At 40.3% G+C, this 16567-nt stretch carries 13 protein-coding genes and 2 tRNA genes; 10 read left to right on the forward strand and 5 right to left on the reverse strand.

The genetic code is table 11. The features are described from left to right. The first annotated feature begins 169 nt into the window (after nucleotides 1-169). The 3 genes from MMU07_RS05030 (at nucleotide 170) to MMU07_RS05040 (ending at nucleotide 4999) form a co-directional block, all read left to right on the forward strand. On the forward strand, nucleotides 170-3307 hold the full coding sequence (locus MMU07_RS05030) for a PKD domain-containing protein (RefSeq protein WP_241124746.1): 3138 nt from the start codon (nucleotides 170-172) through the stop codon (nucleotides 3305-3307). A gap of 96 nt (nucleotides 3308-3403) precedes the next feature. Next, nucleotides 3404-4420 carry a UDP-glucose 4-epimerase GalE gene (gene galE, locus MMU07_RS05035; protein ID WP_241124747.1) on the forward strand — a complete coding sequence of 339 codons (1017 nt, stop codon included), beginning with the start codon at nucleotides 3404-3406 and terminating at the stop codon, nucleotides 4418-4420. A 51-nt stretch (nucleotides 4421-4471) separates the two neighbouring features. Beyond that, nucleotides 4472-4999, forward strand: a complete 528-nt coding sequence (locus MMU07_RS05040) for a hypothetical protein (RefSeq protein ID WP_241124748.1) — start codon at nucleotides 4472-4474, stop codon at nucleotides 4997-4999. Nucleotides 5000-5072: 73 nt separating this feature from the next. On the opposite strand, the gene MMU07_RS05045 is transcribed toward MMU07_RS05040, so the two are convergent. Together MMU07_RS05045 and MMU07_RS05050 are read right to left on the reverse strand one after the other, a co-directional pair. Beyond that, a tRNA-Asp gene (locus tag MMU07_RS05045) sits at nucleotides 5073-5146 on the reverse strand. Nucleotides 5147-5449: 303 nt separating this feature from the next. Beyond that, a tRNA-Asp gene (locus tag MMU07_RS05050) sits at nucleotides 5450-5523 on the reverse strand. Nucleotides 5524-5774: 251 nt separating this feature from the next. Between MMU07_RS05050 and MMU07_RS05055 the strand changes: the two genes are divergently transcribed. From MMU07_RS05055 to MMU07_RS05070, 4 genes are all read left to right on the forward strand, one after another. Then, a complete protein-coding gene (locus tag MMU07_RS05055) occupies nucleotides 5775-6722 on the forward strand; it encodes an acetyl-CoA carboxylase carboxyltransferase subunit alpha (RefSeq protein ID WP_241124749.1) in 948 nt (315 codons plus the stop codon). Nucleotides 6723-6814: 92 nt separating this feature from the next. Beyond that, nucleotides 6815-7660 (forward strand): MBL fold metallo-hydrolase, encoded by an 846-nt coding sequence (locus MMU07_RS05060; protein WP_241124750.1) that lies wholly within the window; start codon nucleotides 6815-6817, stop codon nucleotides 7658-7660. After that, nucleotides 7650-8453, forward strand: coding sequence for a patatin-like phospholipase family protein (locus MMU07_RS05065; protein WP_241124751.1), 804 nt, complete (start codon nucleotides 7650-7652; stop codon nucleotides 8451-8453). The genes MMU07_RS05060 and MMU07_RS05065 overlap by 11 nt, the downstream gene beginning before the upstream one ends. Further along, the gene (locus MMU07_RS05070) at nucleotides 8450-9010 is read left to right on the forward strand and encodes a 1-acyl-sn-glycerol-3-phosphate acyltransferase (RefSeq protein WP_241124752.1); all 561 of its coding nucleotides are present in this window, start codon (nucleotides 8450-8452) and stop codon (nucleotides 9008-9010) included. Before MMU07_RS05065 ends, MMU07_RS05070 begins: the two co-directional genes overlap by 4 nt. Here MMU07_RS05070 and MMU07_RS05075 read toward each other — a convergent pair whose 3' ends face one another. After that, nucleotides 9011-9598: a hypothetical protein gene (locus tag MMU07_RS05075; RefSeq protein ID WP_241124753.1), complete on the reverse strand. Its 588-nt coding sequence runs from the start codon at nucleotides 9596-9598 to the stop codon at nucleotides 9011-9013. It abuts the gene before it with no gap. 530 nt (nucleotides 9599-10128) lie between these two features. Here MMU07_RS05075 and MMU07_RS05080 point away from each other — a divergent pair. Next, nucleotides 10129-10986 (forward strand): bile acid:sodium symporter family protein, encoded by an 858-nt coding sequence (locus MMU07_RS05080; protein ID WP_241124754.1) that lies wholly within the window; start codon nucleotides 10129-10131, stop codon nucleotides 10984-10986. A gap of 16 nt (nucleotides 10987-11002) precedes the next feature. Here the strand turns inward: MMU07_RS05080 and MMU07_RS05085 are convergent, their stop codons facing one another. Next, nucleotides 11003-11731 (reverse strand): pseudouridine synthase, encoded by a 729-nt coding sequence (locus tag MMU07_RS05085; RefSeq protein WP_241124755.1) that lies wholly within the window; start codon nucleotides 11729-11731, stop codon nucleotides 11003-11005. 163 nt (nucleotides 11732-11894) lie between these two features. On the opposite strand from MMU07_RS05085, the gene MMU07_RS05090 reads away from it, so the two are divergent. Beyond that, nucleotides 11895-13376: a S10 family peptidase gene (locus tag MMU07_RS05090; protein WP_241124756.1), complete on the forward strand. Its 1482-nt coding sequence runs from the start codon at nucleotides 11895-11897 to the stop codon at nucleotides 13374-13376. A 318-nt stretch (nucleotides 13377-13694) separates the two neighbouring features. Here MMU07_RS05090 and MMU07_RS05095 read toward each other — a convergent pair whose 3' ends face one another. After that, on the reverse strand, nucleotides 13695-15428 hold the full coding sequence (locus MMU07_RS05095; protein WP_241124757.1) for a helix-turn-helix domain-containing protein: 1734 nt from the start codon (nucleotides 15426-15428) through the stop codon (nucleotides 13695-13697). Between the two features lie 943 nt (nucleotides 15429-16371). On the opposite strand from MMU07_RS05095, the gene MMU07_RS05100 reads away from it, so the two are divergent. Next, entirely contained in the window at nucleotides 16372-16551 is a 180-nt protein-coding gene (locus MMU07_RS05100) for a hypothetical protein (protein ID WP_241124758.1), read from the forward strand. Nucleotides 16552-16567 lie beyond the last annotated feature (16 nt).

Raw genomic sequence — 16567 nt, forward strand, 5'->3', positions numbered from 1 at the left:
GGGTGAATAATATTATTGTAAATTCTGAACCAATTCTTTTATTCATAAAAACTTTTTTCATTCCATTTATAACAAAATTGGTCAAAAAGAACTTCCATAGTGGGGTCTACTACCTTTTCACAAAATTTTATTGATAAATTACATCTCATAAAATGTATTCTATTTGAGAATGCGGTTCCAAGGTAAAATATTCTCTTATGTTTTGGGTTTGATGCTGTTTTTTGGCTGCTTCAATCCTGTATATGGACAGCTATCCACCATAGGGAGGGAGTTTTTTCTCGGTTTTATGGAGAACAACAGAATTGTTCCCAATAGGATGGACCAGGCTTCCATCATTATTTCTGCTAGCGAAGATGCTAACGGTATCATCCAATATGTCAATAATTCTATTCCCTTTTCAATAAAATCAGGGGAACAGTTTGTTTATGATTTTCCTCAGGAGGGTTTGGACATCATCCACCGGACCTCGGGAAAAGTAGAAAACCTTGGTGTGTACATCAGTGCTGACGGTAATGTCGCCGTCCATGCTTTCAATTTTAGGCAAAGAAGTGCTGACGGAACCGTGGTGTTGCCTCTTTCTTCCTTGGGAAAAGACTATTTGGTAACGGCCCATGCCGAAAAATTTGCCCCCGGAGTATCGGGAGGAAGCAATATCAATTATGAGAGCACCCTATTGGTTGTCGCTGTGGAAGATGAAACCAATGTGGAAATCACCACCACAACAGGTACTGTAAATACTATTCCGGCAGGAGCTCCCATCAATGTAACTTTGAAAAAAGGGGAGAGCTACCAAATCAAAGCCATAGGGGATTTGACAGGTACCAGAGTAAGGGTCATTGGAAGTCAGGAGGATGATTGTAAAAACATCGCGGTCTTTGGAGGAAATAAAATGACTTCTGTGGGTACCGATTGCGCAGGGACTACAGGAGACCACCTATTTCAGCAAGCTTATCCGCTTTTTTCTTGGGGAAAGGAATATATACATGTTCCCTTGAAGGGGAGAACCTCAGGCGAAATGGTCAAGGTATTGGCATCAGAAAACAACACCCAGATTTTTGTTAACGGAGTTTCTCAAGGCAATCTGAATTCCGGAAAGTTTTCGACTTTTGTTTTTGGTCCAGAAGAATTGGCAAATATTACTGCTACAAAACCCATTGCGGTCACCGTTTTTTCCAAAAGTCAATGGTGCAATATTCAAAACGGACCTCTTGCCAGCAACGGCGACCCCACGATGATTACCCTTAGCCCTAATCCACAGTTGATCAAAAGCGTGGCATTTTCTGCCGTGAAGGTGGTAGGTATCATCAATCATTATGTAAATATCATTGCAAAAGCCGGTACCCAAGGTGGGACAGTTTTGGATGGAGTCAATGTCGGAAATCAATTTTCTCCCGTACCGGGAAATGCAGGATATGTCTATGCCCAAGTAGAAATATCGGAAGGTGTACATACAATGACCAATCCTGATGGTGTAATCGCTTATGTCTACGGTTCGGGATTTATAGAATCTTATGGCTATTCAGCAGGCGCAAGCCTTTCCAACCTGAATTTTGAAACTGAGGTGAAATATGATTTTGAGGTAGAAGGGGATAAGGTTGCCTGTTTGGGTGAAACAGGTGTATGGAAAATCATTCCTACAAACCCAAAATTCGAGATTTTTGAATGGACCTTTGGAGATGGTACAGACATGCAGGAAGGGCAGGAAGTCGGTCATTTGTTTGAAGAACCGGGTATTTATCAAATCAAAATATTAGCCTTTACCGGTGACCGTGCCTGTGATCAGATTGAAGAGGCTTTTTTTGATGTAGAAGTGGTCGAATCATCCGGAGAAATAACCGGTGCCGACAATGTCTGTCCATTGATCGATGAAGCGGTTTATGAATTTGTGAATTTCCAAAATACAGGAAAGGTAATTTGGGAAGTCACAGGTGGTGAAATCATTGACTCGGATAATTATTCCGCAAAAATCCGATGGGGTGATTTTGATCCGGAGGCAAAGGTTATTGCCATTCCGGTGACAGATCAGGGATGTCTTGGCAAACCTGTGGAAATGGGGATATTAATCAATCCTGCTATTGAACCGGAGCTTCCTGAGGGAAGAAGTCAGGTTTGTTTTGGTGAAAGCGAGAATTTCAAGTACAAAGTAAAAAACCTGATTCCTGATCGAAAATACCAATGGTTTGTCACCGGCGGGACCATCATTTCAGGTCAAAATACTACCGAAGTTACCGTGAAATGGCAGGGAGTTGGCTCGCAGGGAGAGATCTGGTTTGAAGAATACAGCGAAATCAATACTTCCTGCGGCGGGGAATCCAAAAGACTCAAAGTCAAAGTCAATCCACCAATGGAAGCCAGTTTGATTGCTTTTACCGAAGAAATTTGTGTAGGTTCCAATTTGGGTAGAATTGAAATCCTGGCAATTGGGGGAACTGGGGATTTTACATATGAATGGTCACATGATCCTTTACTCAAAGGAAATTTGGCAGAAGGATTGGGAATAGGAACATATTCTGTTTTGGTAAAAGACTCGGGTGGTTGCGAAATTTTCTTTGAGAACCTTGAAATTTCATCTTCCGAAGCATTTGAATTGATTGGAGCTCCTACTATCACAAATGCAAGTTGTTTTGACTTGGCAGATGGAAAAGTCGATTTTCAGCTTCGAGGCGGAACAAAGCCATACAGGGTAGAAGGATTTGATTTTGTAGCCAATGAAAATCAATTGGAGGTTTTTGGACTTCCAAGAGGGGAACACCGCTTGGTGGTTAAAGATGTTATTGGTTGTGAATTTTTTTTAGAGGTGACCATCGATTCTCCTCAGGCTATTTCCGTTGACTTTCAGATTCAGAAGTTTGCTTGTTCAGGATTGGCAAACGGTTCCCTTTTGGCTATTCCCCAAGGTGGAGTTGCACCGTTTTTGTTTCTCTGGGATTGGGAAAACAGTACCGCTCCAAATATCATTGATATTCCTTCAGGAGAATATGGTTTAACTGTAGAAGATGCCAACGGCTGCCAAAAGAAGGTTTTTGGAAAAATGGAGGAAGGTGTTCCCATTCTGAGGATGCCTACAGGTTTCATTCCAAAAGATGGACTTTTTCAGGGTGTCAGCAATTGTGACCTCCAGTTTAACCTATGGGTATACGACAAATGGGGAAGTTTAGTATATGCAGGAGAAAAAGGATGGGATGGGAAAATCGGAGATCAGGATGCTGCAATCGGTACTTATACCTATATGATAGCGTATTTTTTCAATATTGAAGGCGAAAAACAAACCCTGCAGCAGCGAGGTTCTTTCACTTTGTTGAAGTAGATTGAAGAAGGCTTTCGAAATTTTTGATTGGCAGTTTCAGGAGATTAGTTAATTTTATCGCTTCAAAAGATTTTTATACACCTTTTTAATTCAATCATGAAAAACATTTTAATCACCGGAGGGGCCGGATACATCGGTTCGCATACTGCTGTTGCACTTGTCAATTCAGGTTATGAACCTGTCATTGTTGACAATTTTTCGAACTCAGAAAAGTCGGCTTTGGAAGGAATCAAATCGATACTTGGCAGAGAAATAAAATATTATGAAGTCGATTGCCTTGATAATAACGGCATGGAAAAAGTCTTTCAGGAAAATGAATTTTCCGGAGTGATTCATTTTGCCGCTTCCAAAGCAGTGGGGGAGAGTACAAGATTGCCTTTGAAATATTATACCAACAACATCGATTCGCTGATCATTCTTTTGGAATTGATGTCAAAATACAAGGTCAAAGACCTCGTTTTCTCCTCGTCCTGCACCGTTTACGGCCAACCAAAAGAATTGCCGGTCACAGAAGCCACGCCAAGACAGGACGCAGAAAGTCCCTATGGCAATACCAAGAAGATTTGCGAAGATATCCTGAGGGATTTGATATTGAGTGGTGCGGAGTCCAGGATTGTGGCCTTGCGGTATTTCAATCCGGTAGGCGCGCATCCAAGTTCGGCGATAGGGGAGTTGCCTATCGGAGTTCCTGCCAACCTGATTCCATTTGTCACCCAAACGGCCGCAGGCATCAGGGAGAAAATCACCGTCTTCGGTAATGATTATGACACTCCTGACGGTACCTGTGTCAGAGATTATATCCATGTAATGGACTTGGCGGATGCGCATGTCAAAGCTTTGAAATACCTGTCCGAGCAAAAAGATAATTTTTATGACATCTTCAATGTCGGAACCGGTAACGGCAATACCGTATTGGAAGTCATTCAGACTTTTGAAAAAGTAAGCGGTCAAAAATTGAATTATGAGATTGGCCCAAGACGAACCGGTGATATCGAAAAAGTATGGGCCAACACTGACAAAATCAACAAAGTATTGGGTTGGGAAGCCAGGTATTCCCTCGAAGATTCGATGAGAGACTCATGGAATTGGCAGGTGAAGTTGGGGAAGAAATAGGATTCTTAAACAACCTTATACTAGCTTAGGAAGTATTTAAGTGAAATCTAAATGATTCGATCAAAATTTAAAATAATACCTGAATTGGTCTTTTTATTTGGGTTTCAATTATTTCTTTTTCTTGGGGCAATATTTAAACTTATTTCAGAAGACTATAATTTAGAGTATATTATAGTGCTTTTATTTGTAACATCAGTAATCTTATTGTCTTTATTTCTTTCAAATAATTTATTTAAATCATTAGAAATAGGTAACAGTGAAATTTTTATCAAGCCAATTTTCAGTTCAAAACGAAAATTTAAATTTGACGAAATAGTCGGTTTTTGGACTTATAAAACCATTGGTGCTTTAGGTGAGGAGGAAACAATATATTTCCGATTAAAAAATGGGAAAAAGATTGGTATCCATTCGAAAGCATATGGAAATTACAAATTGATTAAAGGCCAAATCTTTAAATCAGGGTTACGAAATTTAAAGGAAAATAATTATTCCTTACCAAATTTAAATTTTCTCAAAATCGTAATCCCACTTTTATTATTCATTTCTGTAATCTTATTCCTCATCACAAAATTTCTGTGAATCGAAATAAAACAATGTCCTTAAACAGCTACATATCCAATAAAAAAGCCCCAGATAAAATCTGAGGCTTTTGCGGAATGGACGGGACTCGAACCCGCGACCTCCTGCGTGACAGGCAGGCATTCTAACCAGCTGAACTACCACTCCGTGATACTTTTAATTTTTTAAACGTGATAATTAAACCTGAGGCCTTCCCGATGTATCGGGACAAGCATTCTAACCAGCTGAACTACCACTCCGTGATACTTTTAATTTTTTAAACGTGATAATTAAACCTGAGGCCTTCCCGATGTATCGGGACAAGCATTCTAACCAGCTGAACTACCACTCCGTGATACTTTTAATTTTTTAAACGTGATAATTAAACCTGAGGCCTTCCCGATGTATCGGGACAAGCATTCTAACCAGCTGAACTACCACTCCAATAAGGTCTTCGTCAAATAAAATATGCGGAATGGACGGGACTCGAACCCGCGACCTCCTGCGTGACAGGCAGGCATTCTAACCAGCTGAACTACCACTCCTTTTTGCACTCCTCATTTGGAGTGGTGTAAAGGTAGTTATTTGGAGGTTTTTTGCAAAAAAGCTGCAATAAAAATCTAAAGTATTCATTTACTGACCTCAATTTCAGAGTTATAATTTTTTATTTGTTCTTCTAAACTGAGCAAATTTTTGACATGATGATTCAATCATCCCACAAACAATGATCTTCAAATACAAATAATTTTTCTTCGCAATAATCTTTTTATCTTTGCCACAGTCAAAAAAACCAATTATGCTATTAGAATTCGAAAAACCGATTGCTGATTTGGAGTCCAAACTTCAGGAAATGAAGGATTTGGCCAAAGGAAGGAATATAAATTTGACTCCTGATATACAGTCATTGGAAGATAAAATTCAGACTTTGAAAAAAGAAACTTTCCAAAACCTGACCAGGTGGCAGCGGGTTCAGCTCTCCCGTCATGCTGACCGTCCATATTCGTTGGATTATATCTATGAGATTACCAACGATTTTATAGAATTGCACGGCGACCGGACTGTGAAGGACGACAAAGCTATGATCGGAGGTTTGGGAGATATTGATGGTAGGACGGTGATGTTTATCGGTCAGCAAAAAGGCCGCAATACCAAGCAGCGTCAAGAACGTAATTTTGGTATGGCCAATCCGGAAGGATACAGGAAAGCCCTTAGGCTGATGAAAATGGCCGAAAAATTTGGAAAGCCTATCGTCACCTTGATTGACACTCCGGGAGCGTTTCCTGGCCTTGAAGCAGAAGAAAGAGGTCAGGGAGAAGCTATCGCAAGAAACCTCAAAGAGATGTTTATGCTCAAAGTGCCCGTCATCTGTATCATTATCGGTGAAGGTGCCTCAGGTGGTGCATTGGGTATTGCGATTGGAGACAAAGTATATATGCTGGAAAACACCTGGTATTCGGTGATTTCTCCGGAATCCTGTTCTTCGATTTTGTGGAGAAGTTGGGATTACAAGGAACAAGCCGCGGAAGCATTGAAGCTGACAGCGCCGGACATGAAAAACAATGGCCTGATCGATGGTATCATTGCCGAACCACTTGGCGGTGCCCATAAGGACATGAAGACCATGGCCAAAACCATCAAATCGACGATTATCGAAGCCTTAAAGGAATTGGATAAAATTAAACCCGAAAAGCGCATTGACCAAAGAATTGAAAAATTCTGTGCCATGGGAGTTGTTGAAGAATAATACCTAATTTGAGTCCCACAATAAAGCTGAACTTCTCTTCCTAAGGATGATGGTTTTCTGTTTTTTGTGGGATTTTTTATATCCTGGAAGTTATGAAATTACATGTCATCAATACCGGATTTTTCAAACTTGACGGAGGAGCTATGTTTGGCGTGGTCCCAAAAACCCTTTGGTCCAAAACCAATCCGGCAGATGAAAATAACCTTTGTCCTTGGGCCATGCGTTGTCTTTTGGTAGAGGCGGGAAACAGGCTTGTATTGATAGATAATGGCATAGGAGAGAAGCAGGACGCTAAATTTTTCTCCCATTATTACCTCCATGGTACTGACAGCTTGGAGAAATCTATCCGTTCTAAAGGTTTTGACTTTGCGGACATTACCGATAATTTCCTGACCCATTTGCATTTTGACCATTGTGGCGGCGGGGCGAGGTACCATCCAGCTGATCCAAATCGTATTGAAATGACTTTTCCCAAAGCGACCTATTGGACCAATGAATCTCATTGGAATTGGGCAATCCACCCCAATGCGAGGGAAAAGGCTTCTTTTCTGAAAGAAAACCTGCTTCCCATGCAGGAAAGCGGACAATTGGGATTTCTTGATTTGGAAAAAAAGGAATTGTTTGAAGGATTTTCTTTTATGACCGCAGATGGCCATACTGACAAGCAGATGCTTCCCAAAATCCAATACAAAGGCAGGACTGTTGTCTTTGTGGCGGACTTGCTTCCTTCTGTGGGCCATATTCCTTTGCCCTATGTCATGGGATATGATACAAGGCCTTTGTTGACTTTGGAAGAGAAAAGAGTTTTTTTGGAGGAGGCTGCCAAAAACGAATATGTCCTTTTCCTCGAGCATGACCCCGTTCATGAATGTTGTACTGTGAAAATGACTGAAAAAGGCGTAAAATTAGACCAAACATTCGCTCTCGATGAACTCTGATAAAAAAATAGGAATTGCCCTGTCGGGTGGGGGAGTCCGTGGGGTTGCGCATTTGGGTGTTTTGAAGGGACTCAACGAACACAATATTTTCCCCAATAGGGTTAGCGGTACCAGCGCAGGTGCTATTGCAGGCGCTTTGTACTGTGCAGGAAATTCTCCTGATGAAATTTTTGAAATCATTGTCAAAACGAATTATTTCAAATTTCTAAGACCCGCGATCAGCTGGACGGGGATTTTGAAAATGGATTCTGTGGAAGAATTGTATCTCAAATACCTTCCTGACAATGATTTTGCGAAGCTAAAAATACCCCTGACCGTGGCGGCTACAGACATCAAAAGGGCAAGGGTTGTATACTTTTCAGAAGGTCAACTTATCAAACCGCTGATGGCATCTTCCTGCATACCGGGGATGTTTGATCCCATTGAAATTGGCAAAAACCATTATGTTGACGGGGGTGTTTTAAATAACCTTCCTGTTGAGCCATTAGACGGTATTTGCGATGCGATTATTGGTGTCAACTGTAACTGTCTTCAAGTAGATCATAATGTCAAAAATATCAAGAGCCTGATAGAAAGATCTGTCATCATGTCAATGAATTACAATGTCTACAGCCGTAAAAATAAATGTGATTACTTCATTGAACCACCTGGGCTTGCCCGATATGGGGTTTTTGATATCAAAAAAGCTAAAGAAATCTTCGATGCAGGCTATCAGACTGCCATTGAATTTATAAATGAGAATGAAACTATTTTGGAGTTGAGTCAAAAAAAGAAAAAATCTGTAAAAGCATGATGAAGTTTTTGTCAAGAATAGTTTTTTGGGTAAGTGGCTGGAAACTGAATATCGGATGGCCCAAAGATCTCAAAAAGGCAGTGTTGATAGCAATACCACATACCAGTAACTGGGATCTGTTATACGCGCGTGCCGCCTTTTTTCTTATGGATATTCCTGTGATGTTTACCATCAAAAAAGAAGTGATGGTTGGACCTTTGGGCTGGTTGATAAAAGCCCTGGGAGGAATAGCCATCGATAGGAAGCGGGTTCCGGGAGGAAGAAAGCAGACTTACACAGAGGCGATGACCACGATGCTCAAAGAGTCTGAAGAACTTGTCATCATGGTGACTCCCGAGGGTACAAGAAGCTATGCGCCAAAGTGGAAATCAGGTTTTTACCATATTGCCTTGGGAGCCAATGTTCCGATTGTGATCGGTTATCTTGATTACAAAAAGAAAGAAGCAGGGATCGGGCCGGTAATTTACCCAAATGGGAATATGGATGAACAGATTGAAGAAATGAAGGGGTTTGGAAGAACTGTGACCCCAAAATATCCTGAAAAAGGTATCCGATAGTTATTCTACTGTCAGGGTAATGTCATCAAAATATATTTTCCCGGTAGTCCTTGAACCCATTACAAGGTAAACCACAATATTGTCCACTTCTTCAGGGGTATTTGGTAAGGTGAGTCTTAATTGAGCCCAATCAAATGTCCCTGAAACCCTTATTTGGTTTTGTGTTGTCACATATCTTCCAAAAGTGCTTCCTTGACTGTCTTCTACAGGAAATGCCCTTATAGAAATGAAAACATTGCTTTCAGGGCCTTTTAATTCGATATTTTCACCTTTTAAATGCGCTCTTAAAACCAACTTTTTCCCTTTAGCGGGCATAGGTCCTCTGTAAGATTGTCTCCAAGTCGCTGAGTTTGTATTGAGGCTATCACTGTTTGCGATAAATAAGGATTTGTTGGAAGATCTGTATACCTGAGTGCTAGAACCAAGCGTAAATCCCGGTTCGGAAACCTGAACCCATGGAGATATAGACCCATCGGGAGATTCAAGATCAGAGTTTCTCAGTAGTTGGGTTCCGACAGGTAATCCTTCATCTTCCGTACAACTGATGAATAAACCCAACATCAAAATAAAGAGATAACTTTTTTTCATTGGGATTTTTGATTTCCAATTAACGAAACGGACATTCAACCCGATTGTTTTGAACAGTAATAATTTGAATCTATGGTTAGCCGCTTTTTCAATATTAGCCAAATATCATTTCTATCTTCCCCCGTTTAACATCTGTGAATCCCGGAAGTCCATCCCGATAATTATAGCGGACGAAGCCATGCTGAAAGAAATCACATATCGGTAAAAAGGCAGATATAGATCTTTCAATTTTTTTCAAGAATATGAATTCAAAGTTCTCATTAAAAATTAAAAAATCCCATTTGAAACACCGGTATTGTGCCCTGATAAGTATCTTTTTTGTTTGATAACTTTCGAAAAATCTGTTTACCCATAGGTATAGATTTCCCTCACCGATCATTTTTAATTTCTTTTACATACCCTGATAAGACAAAACTGAGTTCAACTTCTACGCCACGAAAATCATTTTCGACAAACCTTTTCTCAAAATCCGTATAAAATGCATATATTTTTCCCGTCAACCCAAAAAACCAACTTAAATCTATAATAACATGCAAGACAGTGTCATCACCGCCGTATTTTTACCTTTGGCTTTGGCCTTTATCATGCTTGGGATGGGATTGTCCCTTACTGTAAAAGATTTTAAAAACATTTTTATTTACCCAAAAGCGATGATTTTGGGATTGACTAACCAACTGATCCTTTTACCTATTTTTGGCTATGCCTTGATTCAGCTATTTGGTCTCACGGGCGCTTTGGCGGTAGGAGTAATGATACTTGCAGCATGTCCGGGAGGTGCCACCTCCAATTTGATAAGCCACCTGTCCAAAGGAGATACAGCACTTTCCATCAGTCTGACAGCGGTGAGTTCGTTGGTCACGATTGTGAGTATTCCGCTTATTGTGAACTTTGCGATTTCCCATTTTGGGGAGGAGGGAAGTATTGCCTTGCCTGTAATGGAGACCATCATACAGATCGCAGGAGTGACAGTTGTACCGGTTTCTATCGGGATGCTTCTCCACAAAAAATTCCCCAAACTTTCCCAAAAAGCTGACAGACCTGTCCGCATTGCCTCAGCAGTTTTTTTTGCCCTGATCCTTATTGCAGCTATATTGAAAGAGAGGGATAACCTAGTGGAATTTTTTATTCAGTCCGGGCCAATTACGTTGATGCTGAACCTGCTGACCTTGGCAGTTGGTTTCTTTTTGGCTAGGGTTTTTCTTTTGTCAAAAAGGCAAGCCATTACCATCGCCATTGAATCCGGTATTCAAAATGGGACATTGGGAATCATGATAGCAGCAACTTTGCTCAAAAATTCTGAAATGACCATTCCTGTAGCCATTTACAGCTTGATTATGTTTATGACTGCTACGGTGATCATTCTGATGACCAACAGGAAATCAGCCTGAGGTCTTATTCTCCCTGTCAGTAATGAGCTTTATTTGGAGGAACTGCGAGCCCCAATATATTGCAGATATCAGTGAAATAGCCCGGCAAATCAGCTTCTAGCTTGATCGTCTCTTTGCTTATTGGATGGACGAATTCAAATTGCCAGGCATGGAGAAGAAGGTTTGTCATACCAAATGTGTCTCTAAAAAAATGATTCTGTCTATTGTCCCCGTGTGTGCTGTCGCCGATTACGTAGTGCCTGTCATGGGCCAAATGTCTCCTGATCTGATGCATCCGGCCGGTATGGGGGTACACCTTCAACAGGGAATAGCGGCTGGTAGGATATCTTGAAGTAGAGGCAATGGGGATTTCGTTTTGGGAAAGGGACCAAAACTCAGATTTCGCTTCCTGCAAATCACCAATAAGCTTTTTTTTCAAGGGATGTTCAATAATGCCATGATTTTCAGTCATGTATCCTCTGACAACGGTGAGGTAATATTTTTTTACATCGTCTGTAGGAAACAAAGGCTGAACAAGAGAGGCAGCTTCTGAAGACAATCCAAATACCAAAACTCCTGAGGTAGGCCGGTCAATCCTGTGAAGGGGAAAAACCTTTTGACCGATTTGTTCCCTAAGTAGCTTTTCCGCAATCAATACATTTTCCTCAAAAGCAATATTGGTACGATGTACCAACATTCCCGCCGGTTTGTTGACAGCAACAAAGTATTCATCCTGATAAAGGATTTCCAAATTTAAATTTTCCAAAAGCTAAATTATTTGCCTGCGAAGGTAAGGGATTCAAAATTTTCCCCAAACATTTGTTTCCTTCTCATTCCCACTTATCCTGTCCAAAAATCCCTTGATATAAATACCGAGAAAGGTTTTTTGATTTCACTTATATTGGGAAGGAATATAGCCTAAAACCATCATGAAAAAACATTTAATCACAGCAGCACTTATGCTAATAACCTTTTCTTGGGTATTTGCACAAGAAAACAGAGAAGTAAAAATAGAATCCTCTTCGGTCACCAATGGTGAGGTCACTATCAAAGGAAAGCGCGTTCCTTACAAAACTACAGCAGGTACCATGCCTGTTTGGAATGAGGATGGCAAACCTATTGCCACTCTTTTTTATACCTATTATGAAAGAACGGATATTACTGACAAAGCAACCCGCCCTTTGGTTTTTTCTTTTAACGGAGGTCCCGGTTCAGGATCACTATGGATGCACCTTGCCTATACAGGTCCCTACAAACTGAATATTGACGATGAGGGATATCCGCTTCAACCGTATGGTGTCACCCAAAACCCACATTCCATCCTCGATGTAGCCGACATTGTATATATCGATCCGGTAAATACCGGCTATTCGAGAATTTTGGACAAGGAAGTTCCCCGTTCCACCTTCTTCGGAATCAATTCAGACATCAAATACCTTGCTGATTGGGTCAAAACCTTTGTGACAAGACAAAACCGTTGGCAATCACCAAAATACCTGATCGGCGAAAGTTATGGAACTACCAGGGTAGCAGGATTGGTCCATGAGTTGCAGAATGCGCATTGGATGTATTTCAATGGGGTTGTTTTGGTATCACCAACTCCCATGGGATTGGATAGGAGTGGACCGGTAGCCAAAGCAAACTACCTTCCTTACTTTGCTGCAACGGCCTGGTATCACAAAGCACTTTCTGCTGATCTTCAAAACAGGGACTTAGACAGTATCCTGGCAGAAGTTGAAAAATACACCTTGGATGTGGTGATTCCCGCGATTTCAAAAGGAGGTTCATTGGATCCGGCCGTGAGGGCAGATGTAGCCAAGAAAATGGCTTATTACTCAGGATTAAGCGAGCAGGTCATACTTCAACATGCCTTGGCAGTACCTACAAGTTATTTTTGGAAGGAACTGTTGAGAGACAAAGGATTGACCGTGGGCAGGCTTGACAGCCGTTACAGAGGTATAGATCAAACAGATGCCGGAGAGAGATTTGATTATGATCCTGCGCTGACTGCATGGAACCATGCTTTTTCTCCTGCCATGAATTATTATGCCAAGAATGTCTTGAAATACAATACAGACCTGACTTACAATCTCTTTGGGCCGGTTCATCCTTGGGACAGAAGCAATGAAAATACCGGAAACCAATTGGCGCAGGCGATGTTGCAAAATCCTTATTTGCATGTCATGACCCAATCAGGATATTATGATGGTGGTACGGATTATTTCAATGCCAAATACAACATGTGGCAAATGGATCCTGCAGGAAAAATGCAGGAAAGACTGATCTTCAAAGGATACAGAAGCGGACACATGATGTACCTGAGAGCAGAGGATCTTGCGACTTCTAATGAAGACATCAGACAGTTTATTCAAAAATCATTGCCTGGAAAAGGAGTGCCGGCGAAATATTGATTACTGTCAAAAAGAAGCAATAAGCCACTTCATGTGAAATGGCTTATTGTTTTACAAATAAATCAGAAGATTTTTTAAGCCCAAATCCGCCATTAGATCCCTATTGCCTAGGGACAATTCAACAGTATTGCTCTTCTGTAACAGGTTTGCGGTCCCAATGCCTTTCTTGACTTTTATCCATGCAGTCAGGAAGAGAAGTTTGGTTTGGAAGAGAAGAGGCCATAGGATATGCTATGCGGACAAGCTCCGTATTGACTTTCTTTTTGACAAGATGTGGATTGGATATATGGTGATTTGTTGATAATAAAGCAATAGTCTTTATTCGTTTTTCCTATTGTTTTCCCGAATATCCTGAATCAGTTCCTTGCTAAATTCTCCTGGTGTCAAGCCTGTGAAACTTTTGAAAGCACGATAAAATGTTGTGTAGGAATTGAACCCCACTTTTTCTGCTAAAATAGCAAAATCGACTGTTTCCCCATTTTTGATTTGCTGTTCCATTTGCGCTTTGGCTTCATTGATTCTGAAGCGGTTGATTACGCCTCTAAAGTTATCATCGCCGTTTTGGCTGATGGCTTCGTAAAGATATTTTCTATTTGTTCCAAATTCGCTGACAAGTGTCTGTTGGTTAAGTTTGGGATCCAAATAAAGTTTATTGACTTGGATGTATTCCAGTATTTCGTTGAAAAGGAGGGTGTAATCATTTTCACTTCCTTTTCCTGTTTCCTCTTCTTCAGTTACTTCAAACTTTGGCAAAGGAACTTGGACGGGGCTTTTTAGTTTGACTACCTGATCCAGTTCTTTTTCTTTTCTGAAGAGAAGTTTTCGTGTTTTTGAATTTTTGAGGTTGATATACACAGAAAAAAAGGCAAGACTTCCCAAAAGCGCGATTCCGATCAAGAAGGCTTGGTTTTTAGCGCGTTCTTCTCCTATCAAAGCTTCCTGATTGGCAATCAGCAGATCCTTTTTTTCTACTTCAAACTCAATGGTAAGTTTATCAAGTTGCCCCTTTTGTTCTTCGTTTCTGATGCTTAGCCGCTTTTGGTCATAATCTTCCAGCTTGTTAAGGGCTTCTTTGAAATTCCCCAAATTTTTGTGTGCGACGTATAGCATACTGTCCACTTTGGCCTGTAGCTGTATAATGGGTCGATTGGCCATGAATTCCAAACTCTGATTTCCATACACAACCGCTTGTTTAAAATCCCCTTTTCTCAAAGCCGTTTCTGTAAGATTGGAGTAGCCCATAGACAGTAATTGTGTATTCCCGATTTTTGCCGCAATCTCATTGGCTTTTTTGAGATAGGTTTCTTGGGACTCAGTGTTGTTTAGGTCAAGGAAATTATCCGCCATTGTTCCATATGACCGTGCTGCTAAATCCCAGAAATTCTCTTTTTCGGCCAGTTCGGCTGCCTTTAATAGATAGGTATTGCTTTTTTGATGTTCGTTTAGCTGAGAGAGCGCCAAACCCACATTGTAATAGTCTACCTTCAAATTGATGCTGTCTTGGATATTTTCGGTTATTTGTAGTGCATCCGTGTAGAATTCCAGGGATTTCTGGTAGGATTTGTTCTGAAGAGAAATATTCCCCATTGCAAGCAGTGCGGCCCTTTTCAAAGCTTGGTCACCGTTTGTTTTGGTGAAATCATAAAGTTTCTCTGCAAAAATCAATGCACTGTCAAGCTTTCCATTTCGGATATAGGCAAAGCAAAGTACCCTATTTGTTTCCCCCCATAAGCTAGACTCAGGGATTTCCATCAACGCTTCCGATGCTTTTTTTGCTTCAGTTAATGCCTGTTTAAAGTCACCCTTTGTAAGACTCAACTGACTGAGACGGTTTAAGAAATAGACGCGTTGTTCCAAACTTAATTGATCCTCCTGTGCCAGTTGGACTTCGATCAGTTTTTCGGCTTCGCTTAATTGGTTTTTTTGAAGGTTTTCTTCAAGCTGTTGGTCTTTGAATGGCTGACCTGATTGTCCAAAAGTAAAATGGCAGGTATTTCCAATCAGCAGGAAGGTCAAAAGGAAGTGTCTTAAGTCAAATAATTTGGGTTCCATTTTTTTTTATGGGAGGTGGGTTTGAATAGGCTGTACTTGGGTTGAGGAAGTGCTCTTATTAACTTTATTGGTATTTAATGCCGCTATATTACTGCTTGATTAGCGAGCTACCTAACAGCTGTTTTAAATTATTTACAAAAAATTGGAAGCTGATTTTCCAAGTTTACAGCATATTTTTTGAGCTTAAAGTATATAAAATGACTTGTTTTGAATATAAAAAGAATAAATATAGTTTTAATGTGTATTCATGACGTTTCAAGTGGCAATGCCACATTTTACGAGATAGGGGTGCTTGATCTCTGATGTCTGTTTACTGTTTACAATACTGTCCATAGTTTCCAAATCATTCTTGATCGGCTTTGTGCTGTATTCTTTCTACACATACTTTTTAAATGGATATCCGCTTCTTTGCATGTAGCCAAATAATAATTTGTTGGAGGAGCCATTAAACGCCCGGTGGACACTTGACTGCCGTCTGTGGACAAGTATCCGCATCCGATACAACCTCCTATAGCCCGGCCTACAACATTGCGGATTATCATATTTGTTTACTTGAAAATATTTTCATCTAACTTTTTTGAAGGTTGTTTTTGGTACAAAACACCCTGTTCAGAAGCGATACTTTTGACCAAACTGGGCTGTTTATTTTTTTTACTCCATTTTCTCAACCGTTTTGCAGCTTAACAGGCCTGATTTTTATTCAAAATAGAAAAAAATTTAAAATTGTAAATAATTGGTAATTAATTATTTGTGAAATTATTGTGATTTTGAAATAAGGTATTGTGATTTTGAAATAATGTTTTGTGATTTTGAAATTAGGATTTCTACTTCTTTTTACAGTTTTACAATCCCTAATAGAAGGAATTTCAATCTCACATCTTGTTCAGGCGGGGGGTAGAATGGAATGACAGTCAAATTAGTATTAGACCGAAATAAAGGACTCATGTCAGAAATTGAAAGAAAAACCACATCTAAAAAAAGAGAATTAACACTAGATGATTTAACAGAAAGTGAAAAAGCACTACACGATGAAATAGTGAGCTGGTTCCAGAGTTTTCGTATCACCGTGCCAACAAAGATGATCTTAGACCATTTTACCAAAGTTAGAGAATCCAATTGCTGATAAAATAATATGTATA

It is taken from the genome of Cognataquiflexum nitidum, from assembly GCF_022538055.1.
Taxonomy (GTDB): Bacteria; Bacteroidota; Bacteroidia; order Cytophagales; family Cyclobacteriaceae; genus Cognataquiflexum; species Cognataquiflexum nitidum.